The following is a 13,119-nucleotide window of genomic DNA, read 5'->3' on the forward strand; positions in this document are numbered from 1 at the left end:
TCGGCGGGCTCCAGGGTGGGTCTCTTCCGGCAGGAGACCTTCCCTCCTCCTGCACTCGCCCATACTCTGACGCCCCGTCAGATAATGCGCCAGAGTATGGGAGGCCACCGGTATGTCACTCCTCTCCGGAAAGACCGTCGTCGTATCCGGAGTCGGCGCCGGGCTCGGTCACCAGGTCGCCGCCGCCGTCGTCCGGGACGGCGGGAACGCGGTGCTGGGTGCCCGGACCGAGGCGAACCTCGCCAAGAGCGCCGCCGAGATCGATCCGGACGGGGCGCACACGGCGTACCGGCCGACCGACATCACCGACGAGCAACAGTGCGCCGAACTCGCGGAGTTGGCGGTGGAACGGTTCGGGCGGTTGGACGCGGTCGTGCATGTGGCGGCATGGGACAGCTACTTCGGCGGCCTTGAGGACGCGGACTTCACGACCTGGCAGTCGGTCATCGATGTGAACCTGCTGGGGTCGCTGCGGATGACCCGGGCCTGTCTGGCGGGGCTGAAGGCGGCGGGCGGCGGTTCGGTCGTGTTCGTCGGGACGCAGTCGTCCGTCGCCGCTCCCTCACAGGTACGGCAGGCCGCGTACGCCGCCTCGAAGGGGGCACTGACCAGCGCGATGTACTCGCTGGCACGGGAGCTCGGGCCGTACCGGATCCGGGTGAACACCGTGCTGCCGGGCTGGATGTGGGGGCCGCCGGTGCGGGCGTACGTGCAGTTCACGGCGCACACGGAGGGCGTGCCGGAGGACGAGGTGCTGAAGCGGCTCACCGAGCGGATGGCGCTGCCCGACCTCGCGACCGACGGGGACGTGGCGGACGCGACGGTGTTCCTGGCCTCGGACCGGGCGCGGGCGATCACCGGACAGTCCTTGCTGGTCAACGCCGGGGAGCTGATGCGGTGAGTTCATGTAGGTGAACGCAGGCCACCATCTCGAATACTTTTACCTTCCCTTGACCTTACGTCAGCTTGTCGTGTCCACGCTGTGGCGCCCACGATGAGCGCCGGGCTGATCCCTGGGAGGGCGCATATGAACGGTCTCGACTGGGCCGTGCTCATCGGCTATTTCGGCGTGATGGTCGCGATCGGCGTCTGGTCGCACAAACGCGTCGACGACGTCAGCGACTTCTTCACGGCGGGCGGCAAGATGCCGTGGTGGCTGTCCGGCATCTCGCACCACATGTCGGGCTACAGCGCGGTGATGTTCACCGGGTACGCCGGCATCGCCTACACCTACGGCGTGACGTCCTTCGTGACGTGGTCCTTCCCCATCGCACTCGGCGTCGCCATCGGCTCCAAGCTGTTCGCGCCGCGCATCAACCGGCTGCGCTCACGGCTTCACGTGGCCTCACCGCTGGAGTACCTGAAGAACCGCTACGACCTCAAGACACAGCAGGCGCTGGCCTGGTCCGGCATGATGCTGAAGATCGTGGACGTGGGCGCCAAGTGGGCCGCGATCGCGACCCTGTTGTCGGTGTTCACCGGCATCTCGCTCAACCAGGGCATCCTCATCACCGGCTGCATCACGGCCGTCTACTGCACGATCGGCGGCCTGTGGGCCGACGCCCTCACGGAGTTGGGCCAGTTCGTCATCCAACTCCTCGCGGGTGTCGCGATGTTCATCGCCGTGGTCCTGAAGCTCAACGACAAGGGCATCGGGTTCTTCGGCGCCTGGGACGAGCCGGAGCTCCAGGGCCACGGCGAGCCGCTGGTCGGACCGTACGGAACGGTCTTCCTGCTGGCCTTCCTCTTCATCAAGCTCTTCGAGTACAACGGCGGCATGCTCAACCAGGCCCAGCGCTACATGGCCACGGCCAACGCACACGAGGCCGAACGCTCGGCCCGCCTCTCGGCGATCCTTTGGCTGGTGTGGCCGGTCGTCCTGTTCTTCCCCATGTGGATGTCGCCGCTGCTGGTCCAGTCGCAGAAGCCGGACGGCTCCGACTCCTACGGCCTGATGACCGAACAGCTGCTGCCGCACGGCCTGTTGGGCCTCGTCATCGTCGGTTTCTTCTCGCACACCATGGCCATGTGCTCCTCCGACGCCAACGCGATCGCGGCGGTCTTCACCCGGGACTGCGCACCGGTGGTGTGGCGCAGGGCGCGCAGCTGGAGCCAGGGGCAGGGACTGCGGGCCGCCCGCATCACGACGGTCGCCTTCCTCGGCCTGTCGATGGCGGCGGCCACCCAGGTCAACTCCCCCACCTTCAAGGACATCATCACGGTGGTCATCAGGTGGGTCGCCGGTCTGATGGGCCCGATGGCCATCCCGATGATGCTCGGCCTGCTCCGCCCGTTCCGCCGCTCCGGTCCCACCGCCGCGCTCACCAGCTGGTCGATGGGTCTGCTCGCCTTCTGGCTGGTCAACTACCCGATCAGCTGGAACGTCGAGGGCGGGGTCCCGCTCCAGTACCAGGTCTCGATCCCGCTGGTGGTCTCCCTCGTCCTCTACATCCTGATCGGCTTCCTGAAGCCGGAGGACACCCCGGAGCGTCTCGCGATCATCGAGAAGATCAACACCGACGGGGACGGGGAGGGAACGGCGTCCGCGGCGATCCCGACGCCGGCGGACGGCGCGGACGACGTGGTCGGTACGGGAGTGAAGGACTAGGAGCCGGGAGGAGCCGGGACCAGGTCCGCCAGAAGGGCTCTAGGCCCTCGGGTACCGCGCGAGCCATCCCGGGGACGCTCCCACGGGGCCGTGCAGCGCGGGCCCCTGGGTCATCTCCATCGCGAAGTCGTCGGCGAGTTCCAGCAGGGTGGGACGGCCCTCCAGTTCGGCCAGCCAGGCCGGCGGGAGGGCCGTCTCCCCGTGCACGGCACCCAGCAGGCCGCCGGTGAGGGCGCCGGCCGCGGCGGAGGGCCCGTCGTGGTTCACGGCGAGGCACAGGCCGTGCCGTACGTCCTCTCCGACCAGCGCGCAGTACACGGCCGCGGACAGCAGCCCGTCCGCCGAGCCGTCCGCCGCGAGTTCCTCCACCCGCGCCGGGGTGGGCATCCCCTGCCGTACGGCACCCAGCGCGTGCTGGAGCGCGTCCGACACGGGCTCGTGCCCGGGCCGCGCGGCGAGCAGCGCGAGCGCCCGCTGCACCGCCCCGTCCAGGCTCTCCCCGAGGGACAGCGCGTGCACGATCACGGCGTACGCGCCCGCCGACAGATAGGCGACGGGGTGCCCGTGGGTCTGCGCCGCACACTCCACGGCCAGCTGTACGACGAGCTGCGGCTCCCATCCGACGAGCAGCCCGAAGGGCGCGGACCGGGCCGTGGCCTCGGGGCCGAGCTCGGCGGGGTTCTTGGGCGACTCCAGGGTGCCCATGGTGTCGTCGCCGAACCCGAGGAGCAGGGACCGGGTCGGGTCGCGGCGGGCGTACAGCCATTCCTCCCGGGCCAGCCAGCCGTCGTCCTTGCGCCGCTCGTCGGGCCCCCAGTCCCGCTGAGTGGCGGCCCACCGCAGATACGCCTTGTGCAGATCGGTGGGCGGATGCCAGGCGCCGGTGTCCCGTCGCACCTGGGCCCGTATCAGCCCGTCCACGCTGAAGAGGGTGAGCTGGGTGAGATGGCTGACGGCGCCGCGCCTGCCGTACCCGAACCCGAGGTCGACGAGCCCCTCGGCGCCGTACGTCTCGCGGATCTCGTCCAGTCCGAGCCCGTCTATCGGCGCGCCCAGCGCGTCACCCACGGCCACCCCGAGGAGCGTGCCGCGCACCCGGCTGCGGAAGTCCTGCTGCTCGGCCCGCCCCCAGACGACGGCCCCGGTTGCCGCACCCACCCAGACCTCCCCGTGGCGACCGTCCGTATGTACGACGCCCTGCACTGTAATCGACGGGGGGTGGGAGGTTCAGGGGGCGTGTGGGTATGCGCCTCTTCTGCCGAAAGCTCTTCTACCGAAAGGCGGCGGCGTTGCGGGCCGCCCACTCGGCGAAGGAGCGGGGCGGACGCCCGAGAAGCCGTTCCACGTCCGGGCGGACCCGCAGCAGACCGTCCGACGGGGCACCGAGCATGGCGAGGGTGGCGTCCGCGACGGGCTCCGGCATGAACCGCGCCATCTCCGCCCTGGCCTCGGCCCGCGTCTGCTCCACGAACCGCACCGGCTCGCCCAGCGCGCCCCCGATCGCGGCGGCCTGTTGCCGGGGCGACACCGGGGCGGGCCCGGTCAGCTCGTGGACCCGCCCCGCATGGGAGGCATCCCGCAGGACGACGGCGGCGGCCTCGGCGATGTCGTCCGGATCGACGGTCGGCAGCGCGACGTCCCCGAACGGTGCCGCCACCGTCCGCCCGGCACGCACCGCGCCGGCCCACTGGAGGGTGTTGGAGTGGAAACCGCCGGGCCGCAGCATGGTCCACCCGAGGCCCGACTGCCGTACGGCGTCCTCCATTTCGGAGGGATGGTCACCGGTGGAGACCCCCAGCGAGGACAGCAGCACCACCCGCCGGACACCGCTGGCGCGGACGACGTCGAGAACCTGCCCGAGGTCACCTCCGGCGGCCATGAAGTCGCCGGAGGTCAGGAGGAAGAGCGTTTCGGCCCCGTCGAGGGCGGGCTTGAGGGTCTGGGGCTCGGCGAGGTCGGCCTGGTGGTGGCGGACCCCCGCCGCGCTCTCACGGGGACTGTGCCGGGAGACCGCGGTCACCTGCTCCCCCGCCGCGACGAGAGCCCGCACGAGAGGCCGTCCGACGTTACCCGTAGCACCGGTCACCACGATCATGTCGCTCCCCATTTCCAAGGTTTGTGTGGATTGGTTCCTGTGAACACACTGCGACGCTACTATCGGGAAGCCAGTAGGTACCTAGAGGAAAGTAATGGGCGGGAGCATCGATGTGACGGAGACCACAACTCGCGGGCCGAGCCCTGGAGTTCCCCCGGAAAACGCCTGCCCGATCGCCCCCGTGGTCGACATCGTCTTCAGCCGCTGGACGACGCCGATCCTCTGGACCCTCCACGAGTCCGGGCGCCAACGCTTCGTGGAACTGGAACGCCGGATCGGCACGATCACCCCGAAGGTCCTCACCCAACGCCTCCGCCAACTCGAACGCGACGGCCTGGTCCACCGCACCTACCACGCGGAGGTCCCGCCCCGGGTCGAGTACGAGATCACCGAACTCGGCCGCAGCCTGGCCCCGTTGTTCGCGACGCTTGCACAGTGGTCACCGAACCTGGAGAGGGTCGAGGAGGCCCGGCGGGCTTATGACATGCGGGGCGGGAAAGGGGCGAGTTGAGCAGCAATCGGGGCTGACCATCATCCGACGGCGCCCCGCACCCGCTCCCGCACCGCGCGTGCCGTCCCGTCGTCCGGGCTCAGTTCGCATGCGCGGTCCGCGTCGGCGAGGGCCAGGTCGAAGGCGGTGCGGGCGAGGTGGGTTTCGGCTCGGCGGCAGAGGGCCCAGGTGTAGGCGGGGTTGAGGTCGAGGGCGCGGTTCAGGGCTGTCAGGGCCTCCTCGTGGTGGCCCAGTTGCAGCAGGGCGGCGCCTCGGCTCGCGTGGGCGGAGGCGTAGTCGGGCCGGAGGGCGAGTACATGGTCGTAGTCGCGGAGGGACTCCTCGACGCGGCCCGCGTTTCGGAGCGCGTCGCCTCGTTCGCAGCGGCCCCAGGGCCAGTCGGGCTGGAGGGTCACGGCCCGGTCCAGGTCGGCCAGTTGGCGGGCGGGGTCGCCGAGGCCGCGCCAGACGCGGGCGCGGCGGACCAGAGCCCAGGTGTAGTCGGGGTTGAGGTCCAGTGACCTGTCCAAGTCCGCCTGTGCGGCGTCGAGTTGGCCTCGTGCCAGGTGGACGGCGCCTCGGGAGGCCCAGGCGAAGTGGTGGGTGGGGTCGAGTTCGATCCCCTTGTCCAGGTCCCCGAGCGCCTCGTCGACGTGGTTCAGGACCCGGTGGTACTCGCCCCGGACCGAGTGGGCGGAAGCGTGGTCCGGCGCCAGCGCGAGGGCCCGGTCCAGGTCGCCGAGCGCCGCTTCGTAGTCGCCGGCCTCGCCGCGGACGTAGGAGCGGCCCCGATAGGCGCGGGCGAACCCGTCGTCCAGCGCGATCGCGCGGTCGTACTCGCGCAGTGCCTCCTGCAGCGCCCCGACACGGCGTAGCGCGGCGCCCCTGATGACCAGGGCGCACGCCTGGGTCTGTTCGTCGAACCCCGCCCGGGACAGAAGACGGCCGAGTGCCACGATCACGCCGCCCTCGGCGAGGGTCCCGGAGAGGTCGCTCCCCCATCGGGACACCGCCTCCGTGTCGCCGTCCCGGCCCGCGTCCAGCAGGGTCCGCGCCCACAGGGCTGCGGTGACGTCGTCCGTGTCGCAGGCTTTCATGAAGTCCCGCAGCACCACGGGCAGCGTGGCACGCGGCTGAGCGCACAGCAGGTGGTAGGACTCGGCGAGCCGCAGCTCCCGCCACTCCTCGTCCGCCCACAGCTCCTGCTCCTCGCGGTCGGCCGCGGACTCGGCGCGCCACTCGCCGAACTTCCTTGCCAGGCAGGCATGTTGCCGGGCCCAGCCGCGCGGGGACCTCCCGCGCTGCATCCGCAGCATCGCCTCCCGCACCAGGTCGTGGTAGCGGAGCCGGTCTCCTCGGTCGTCCACGAAGGGCAGGGCCCGCAGCCAGGCGAAGAGCGCGTCCGCCTCGTCGTCCGGGCAGTCCACGGCCGCCCGGAACACGTCCATGTCCAGATGGCGGGGCAGGGCGCAGGCGAGGGCCGCGGATCGCCGTACGGGGTCCTGTTCCCACTTCAGGAAGCGTTCCACGGCCGTGGCGCTGGGGTCGCCGATGTCGTCGGGGTCGGTGGGGCGCTGCTCGGCGAGGGTCGAGACCAGGACGGGCAGGCCGCCGGTGAGGCGCAGCACCTCCTCGACGACGGGTTCGGAGACGACTCCCTTGCCCGCCAGCAGGCCCCGTGCCTCGGCCTCCGTGAAGGGGCGCAGGGGTACGTCCGTCATGAAGTCGGCGAAGGCTCCCCAGCGGGTGGTGTCGAAGGGGCGTTGGCCCGCGGTGACCACGACGAGTGTGGCGGGGAGGGAGCCGTACCGGCCGCCGGTCATGACCTCGTGCAGCCAGCCGTCGAGGAACGGCCCGGTCCGCTCGTAGGTGTCGAAGAACAGGACGATCCAGGGGGCCGTGTCCGCCGCGTCGGTGAGTTCGTTCAGCAGCACCGGGGTGAGCACCTGTTCCGGTGCCAGGACGAGCTGAACGTCCTCCAGGCTGCGGAAGCGCGCGCTGAGCCCGGCTCGCAACCGGTCGGCGCCCTGGGCGAGTTGGGCCGGGTCGAGCACACCGGCGAAGGCTCCGACCCCGGGGACCATGCCCAGCCCGGCCAGTCCCGCCCGGGCCACCGCGAGACTGCCGGCCGACGGCTCCCCGGCGTCCGGGTCCGGCGTGGCGACGGCGGCGACCTCCGCCTCGTGCCGGCGTTCCCGGTGGGCGGCGAGGAGTCGGTCCAGTTCCTTGAAACGGCAGCCCTGAGCGCCGAGTTGGCGGCTGATCGCCGCCATCGCCTCCGGCACGCTGCCGACGTTCTCGTCGAGGTGGGCCGTCAACGCCCCCTTCTCGCGGGCGATGTGGTCGAGTTCCCGCACCAGGAACGTCTTTCCGACCCCGGCGTTGCCGTGCACATGGAAGAGGAAGCGGTGTCGCTCGTCCTCCGGCGGCAGGTCGAGGTTCGTGCGGAACGCGGCCCGCTCCTCACCCCGCCCCACGAACCCGGCCCGCCTGCGCTGCCGGATCAGCTCCTGCATGGACGGCCGCATCTGTCCCATCCACCCCACCCCCGTATCCGGTGCGTCCTCGGAGACCGTGGTTCTGTCGATCATGAGGCCGGCTCTCATCCGACAGGGTCCCAGGTCGGGTGATCCTGCCCCGCACAGGGGCGGGAACGCGGCCGGACTTCCGTACCGGACTGTCAGCCGTGCCCGAGCCGGTCCGCCAGACACGCGAGGTAGAGGGCCATGGCGGCCCGGTGGTCGCGCAGCGGGCGGCCGGTGATCTGCTCGATCTTGTGCATCCGGTAGACGACCGTGTTGCGGTGGATGTGCAGCGCCTCGGAGGCCCGCACGAGGTTGAAGCCGCTCTCGCACCACGCGGTCACCGTGTCGCGGAGCGCGGGCCAGTCCGGCTGCACCCGCAGGTCCGCGGCCGTCAGGTCGAGCAGGCGGTTGCGGGCGGACTGGGGCACCGCCGCCAGGACCTGGTGGACCCGCAGGTCGGTGATGATGTGGACGCGTGGACCGTCCACCGACCGGGCGCCGAGCCGGAGGGCGTCGCACGCGTCCTGGTAGGAGTCGTGCAGACCGCCGACGGAGATGGCCGGTTCGCCTATGCCGACGTGGGCGGCCAGACCGTCCTGCGCGGCGATGACGTCGGTGACGCGCCGGCAGTCGGCGACCATGGACGCCGTTGTCCGCCGGGGCGGAAGCCGGTGCAGGACGCCGATCCATCCGGGAGCCGTGCCGGCGACGATGTCCTGCGGGTCGGCGAAGACCTCGCGGACGGTACGCAGGAGTTCGGAACGGATCAGCGCCATGTCCTGTGTGGGCGCGCCCCGGCGTCGCGCGGCAGCGTCCGGCACGGTCACCTCGAAGGCCACGGCGACCCGTCGCAGCCGTAGGTCGAACCCGAGCTCGGCGGCCCGGAACACCAGGAACTCGCCCTCGACGACCTGGGGATCGTACGAGGCGATCTCGGCGATCAGCTTCTCGGCCGCCCGCTCCGAGAGCAGGCGGGAGCGCAGCATCACCGACTCCCTCAGCAGGATCTCCGTCTGCCGCTTCACCAGCAGTCCGAAGCGCCGTACCTGGGCGGGGGTGCCGGTGATCCCGACGGTGCCCACCGCCCGGCCGTCCGTGACCAGGGGCAGGGTGACGCCGGGGCGTACCCCGCGCAGGAGTTGGGCCTGGGAGGCGTTGTGCGTGGCCGGTTCCTGGGTGCGGACGACCTCGACGGACGCCTCGTGGAAGCTGCCGACCCGACTGCTGTCGCCGCTGCCGATGACCATGCCCTCCGCATCGGTGATCAGCACGTTGAAGCCGATGACGGCGGAGGTGTCCCCGGCGATCTCCTGCGCGAGTGAGGGGCTCAGCACGACTGTTTCTCCCGTCGCGAGCGGGCCGGGGTTGGACGCACCGTACAGGGGACCGGGCGATTTCAGCCACAACTTCGTACGAAGTGAACGGTGACGTGCGACAGGCCGGTCAATAGCGTATGGCTCCATCACATCCCCGCCGGGGGCACAGTGCGGTGAACGGCGGGAACCTTCAGCGCCCTTACGGAAGGCCCGAGCCAATGATCCGTGCGCGTTCCCTCGTGTCCGCTTTGTCGTCAATCCTGTTGCTTTCGTCGATCGCCGCCTGTGGTTCCGACGACGGCGACGACGCCCCGAAGAACGTGTCCGCGAAGACCGCCGCCCTCGGCACCCTCACGCCCGGCGTCATCAAGGTGGCCGTTCAGCCGTACGCGCCCTACACCAGTGTCCAGGGCGGCAAGATCGTCGGACTGGACGGCGACATCCTCAACTACGCGGCGAAGAAACTGGGCCTCACTGTCGAGCCCCAGGTCACCGACTTCGCCGGCATGCTGGCCGGAGTGCAGTCCCGCCGGGTGGACATCACCATCGGCGGTGTCGCCTGGACCGCCGACCGGCAGAAGCAGGGGCTGTTCACCGACCCGCCCTACTACTCGCCCCCGGCGATGGCCGTCCGCAACGGCAGGACGTACAAGACGGTCGACGACCTCAAGGGCCTGAACCTCGGCACCGTGGAGGGCTACGTCTGGGTCAAGTCCATCCAGTCCGTGCCCGGCGCCGAGCTGCACGCCTACCCGGACGCCACCGGGGTCTTCGACGACCTCGGCGCGGGCCGCGTCGACGTCGGCTTCCTCGACCCGCTGATCATCATCGCGGCGCAGAAGGAGCGCCCGGAGCTGAAGATCAGCACGCAGTACCTGACGCCCCCGACCGCCGCCCAGGTCAAGGCCAAGCCCTCCTACGCGTACCTCCAGCCGTACCAGACCGGCTTCTACCTGCCCAAGTCGGCCACCAAGCTGGAGAAGGCGATCTCCGCGCAGATCGACGCCATGTACACCGACGGCACGATGGCCGAGCTCGTCACGAAGTACGGCGGCGACCCCGCGCAGTTCCTCAAGCCGACCGCCGGCATGGCCACCGCGCGCCGTGGCGTCGACCGGCCGCAGGACTGGACCCCGCCGTCCGCCGGAAAGTGAGGTGACGACATGTCCGGTCTCTTCCAGGTCCCCTGGTCCGACTACCGGCCCGACCTGCTCGACGCCCTGTGGCGCACCGTCTCCTACACCGCGGTCAGCTTCACGGGCGCGGTACTCCTCGGCCTGGCCGTGGCCCTGCTCAGGCTGAGCGGCGCCTGGCCCGCCCGGGCCGTCGCCGCCGTCTACACCGAGGTGTTCAAGAACGTCCCGCTGCTGGCCATCATCTTCCTCAGCTACTTCGGTCTCGCCTCGGCCGGGCTCCGGCTGGACGTGTTCACGGCCGGATGTCTCAGCCTCGTCGTCTTCTACGCGGCCTATCTGTCGGAGATCTTCCGCTCCGCGATCAGCGGGGTGCACGCCGGACAGACCGAGGCCGGAGAGGCACTGGGACTGGGCAGGGTCGGCATCTTCGCCCATGTCGTCCTGCCGCAGGCGGTACGGGAAGCCCTTCCCGGCACCAACACCATGCTGGTCGACCTGCTCAAGTCCACCTCCCTGCTCGTCACCGTCTCCGCCGCCGAGCTGATGTCGGAGGGGCGGCTCATCACCTCCGCCACCTTCCGGGCACTGGAGGTGTACCTGGTCATCTCCGCCATCTACTTCGCCCTGTGCTACCCGCTCTCCCAGCTCCTGCTCCTGCTGGAGCGCAGGGTACGGGCCGGCGTCCCGCTCTCCCCCTGGCGGCGCCGGCGGGTCCGCGCGGCCCGCGCCCTGCTCGCGGCCGACCTCACGCCCGACACCGACCGGAAGGAGGCCGTGGCATGACGGAACCAGTCACCACGACAGCCGCGGTCCCCCCGGCCGGCACCGACGCGGTCGTACGGATCGAGCACCTGAGCAAGTCCTTCGACGGCCGACGCGTGCTCGACGAGGTGAACCTGGTGGTCGACCGCGGCCGCATCGTGAGCGTCATCGGGCAGAGCGGCGGCGGCAAGACGACCCTGATGCGCTGCGTCAACCTGCTGGAGCGGCCCGACCGGGGCACGGTCGAGGTGGCGGGTGAAGTGGTGCACGACGGCGGCCGGACGGTCTGCCGGGACCTGCCCCGACTGCGCCGCACGGTCGGCATGGTCTTCCAGCGGTTCAACCTCTTCCCGCACCTCACGGCCGTGGAGAACGTCGTCCTCGCGCAGCGCAAGGCGGGTGTCGGCGAGCAGGAGGCGCTGGAGCGGGCCGTCGTACTCCTGCGCCGGGTCGGGGTGGCACACCGCGCCCTCGCCCGCCCCGACCAGCTCTCCGGCGGGGAACAGCAGCGCGTCGCCATCGCCCGGGCGCTGGCGCTGCGGCCCGAGGTGCTGCTCTTCGACGAACCCACCTCCTCCCTCGATCCGGAGGCCACCCGGGAGGTCCTCGGCGTGATGCGCGAACTGGCCGCGGACGGCATGACGATGCTGCTGGTCACCCACGAACTGCCCTTCGCCCGCGAGGTGTCCGACCACGTCGTCTTCGTCGACGGCGGCCGCATCGTGGAGGAGGGCCACCCTCAGGACGTCCTCGACAACCCCGCCCAGGCCCGCACCCGGGAGTTCCTCGTGTCGTACAGGCCCGCGTCATGAGCGCCGCACTGGGCAGCGACGGCCCGGTCGTCGTGGTCGGCGGCGGTGTCGTGGGCCTGTGCACCGCGTACTACCTGGCCAGGGCCGGCCTCGAAGTGGAGATCGTCGAGCGGCGCGCCCTCGGCTCCGGGGCGTCCCGGGGCAACGCGGGATGGGTCTGCCTCAGTCATTCGACGCCGGTTCCCGCACCGGGCGTGGTCCGCTACGCGCTCCGCTCACTGGGCCGGCCGGACTCGCCTCTCTACGTACGGCCCCTGCCCGATCCGGCGTTCGTGCGGTGGCTGTGGCGGTTCTGGCGCAGCAGCACACCGGCCGCCTTCCGCCACGGCTACACCGCGGTCGCCGAGCTGAACCGGAGCACCTTCGACCTCTTCGACGGCCTGCGCGAGGCGGGGGTCGAGACGACCCTGACCCGGCCCGGCATGGTCCACGCCTTTCTGTCCCCGGCCGAGGCCCGCCACCACCTCGCCGTGCAGCGGGAGATGGCCGACGGCCGCTATCCGATGCCGGACGACGTCGTCACCGGGGACCGGGCCCGGCTGCTGGACGGCGCCCTGTCCTCCAGGGTGCGGGCCGCCTACCTCGTGGAGGGAGAGGGCGTGGTCGACCCGGAGGCCTTCGCCCGCGGCCTCGGCGAAGCGCTCACCGCCCTGGGGGTGAAGATCCACGAGGACGTCGAGGCCCTCGGGTTCCGTACCTCCGCCGGCCGCGTCACCGCGCTGCGCACCGCGCAGGCCGAGATTCCCTGCGCGGGCGTCGTCATCGCGGCCGGAATGCGCTCCACCGGCCTGCTGAGCTCCCTTGGCGGGCCCCTGCCGCTGCAGGCGGGCAAGGGCTACAGCTTCTCGGTGGACCTGGACCCGGCACCCCGCCACACGCTGTACTTCGGCGAGCGCCGGGCCGTCGCCTCACCGATCGGCGCCACCACCCGCATCGGCGGCACGATGGAACTCAGCGGCAACAACAATCGCCTCGACTGGCGCCGGATCGTCGCCGTCGCCCTCGCCAGCCGGCACTACCTGGGCCGCTGGTTCGACGACCCGGACGACCTGGTGAGCCTGATCCGGGACCCCTGGGTCGGTGGCCGGCCCTTCCTCCCCGACGGCCTCCCCGTCATCGACCGCGTGCCCGGTTACGGCAACGCCTTCGCGGCCACCGGCCACGGCATGCTCGGCGTGACCCTGGGCCCCGTCACCGGCCACACGCTCGCCGAGTACGTGCTGACCGGCCGGCGTCCGGAGACCCTGGCGCCGTTCCGCTTCGACCGGGCGTGACCAGGACCTGACTCCCGGGTGGCCGGGGCCTTCCACCGACGGGGAGGGGAGGCCCCGGCGGCCCCGGTGCCGCACGTCGACAACGTTCCGGCTCAGGCGAT

The 13,119-nt window shown here is 71.2% G+C and carries 11 protein-coding genes; 7 read left to right on the top strand and 4 right to left on the bottom strand.

Annotated elements, in window-relative coordinates:
• Positions 1 to 112 precede the first annotated feature (112 nt).
• A complete protein-coding gene (locus OHT57_RS21925) occupies positions 113 to 901 on the top strand; it encodes an SDR family oxidoreductase (RefSeq protein WP_328748172.1) in 789 nt (262 codons plus the stop codon).
• Positions 902 to 1,027: 126 nt separating this feature from the next.
• Complete coding sequence (locus tag OHT57_RS21930) at positions 1,028 to 2,608, top strand: sodium:solute symporter family protein (protein ID WP_328748173.1); 1,581 nt, start codon at positions 1,028 to 1,030, stop codon at positions 2,606 to 2,608.
• A gap of 39 nt (positions 2,609 to 2,647) precedes the next feature.
• Here OHT57_RS21930 and OHT57_RS21935 read toward each other — a convergent pair whose 3' ends face one another.
• Entirely contained in the window at positions 2,648 to 3,766 is a 1,119-nt protein-coding gene (locus OHT57_RS21935; RefSeq protein ID WP_328748174.1) for an ADP-ribosylglycohydrolase family protein, read from the bottom strand.
• A gap of 112 nt (positions 3,767 to 3,878) precedes the next feature.
• A complete protein-coding gene (locus tag OHT57_RS21940; protein WP_328748175.1) occupies positions 3,879 to 4,703 on the bottom strand; it encodes an NAD(P)H-binding protein in 825 nt (274 codons plus the stop codon).
• Between the two features lie 94 nt (positions 4,704 to 4,797).
• Here OHT57_RS21940 and OHT57_RS21945 point away from each other — a divergent pair, with 94 nt between their 5' ends.
• The gene (locus OHT57_RS21945; protein ID WP_328748176.1) at positions 4,798 to 5,214 is read left to right on the top strand and encodes a winged helix-turn-helix transcriptional regulator; all 417 of its coding nucleotides are present in this window, start codon (positions 4,798 to 4,800) and stop codon (positions 5,212 to 5,214) included.
• 20 nt (positions 5,215 to 5,234) lie between these two features.
• Here OHT57_RS21945 and OHT57_RS21950 read toward each other — a convergent pair whose 3' ends face one another.
• Complete coding sequence (locus OHT57_RS21950; protein WP_443053625.1) at positions 5,235 to 7,730, bottom strand: tetratricopeptide repeat protein; 2,496 nt, start codon at positions 7,728 to 7,730, stop codon at positions 5,235 to 5,237.
• 143 nt (positions 7,731 to 7,873) lie between these two features.
• Positions 7,874 to 9,052, bottom strand: coding sequence for a CdaR family transcriptional regulator (locus OHT57_RS21955; protein ID WP_328748178.1), 1,179 nt, complete (start codon positions 9,050 to 9,052; stop codon positions 7,874 to 7,876).
• Between the two features lie 245 nt (positions 9,053 to 9,297).
• Here OHT57_RS21955 and OHT57_RS21960 point away from each other — a divergent pair, with 245 nt between their 5' ends.
• From OHT57_RS21960 to OHT57_RS21975, 4 genes are read left to right on the top strand one after another with little or no spacing between them, the layout of a single operon-like run.
• Entirely contained in the window at positions 9,298 to 10,188 is an 891-nt protein-coding gene (locus tag OHT57_RS21960; RefSeq protein WP_328748179.1) for a substrate-binding periplasmic protein, read from the top strand.
• Between the two features lie 9 nt (positions 10,189 to 10,197).
• Entirely contained in the window at positions 10,198 to 10,953 is a 756-nt protein-coding gene (locus OHT57_RS21965; RefSeq protein ID WP_328748180.1) for an amino acid ABC transporter permease, read from the top strand.
• On the top strand, positions 10,950 to 11,744 hold the full coding sequence (locus tag OHT57_RS21970; RefSeq protein WP_328748181.1) for an amino acid ABC transporter ATP-binding protein: 795 nt from the start codon (positions 10,950 to 10,952) through the stop codon (positions 11,742 to 11,744). The genes OHT57_RS21965 and OHT57_RS21970 overlap by 4 nt, the downstream gene beginning before the upstream one ends.
• Positions 11,741 to 13,018 (top strand): NAD(P)/FAD-dependent oxidoreductase, encoded by a 1,278-nt coding sequence (locus OHT57_RS21975; RefSeq protein WP_328748182.1) that lies wholly within the window; start codon positions 11,741 to 11,743, stop codon positions 13,016 to 13,018. The genes OHT57_RS21970 and OHT57_RS21975 overlap by 4 nt, the downstream gene beginning before the upstream one ends.
• Positions 13,019 to 13,119 lie beyond the last annotated feature (101 nt).

The sequence above is a fragment of the Streptomyces sp. NBC_00285 genome, from assembly GCF_036174265.1.
GTDB lineage: Bacteria > Actinomycetota > Actinomycetes > Streptomycetales > Streptomycetaceae > Streptomyces.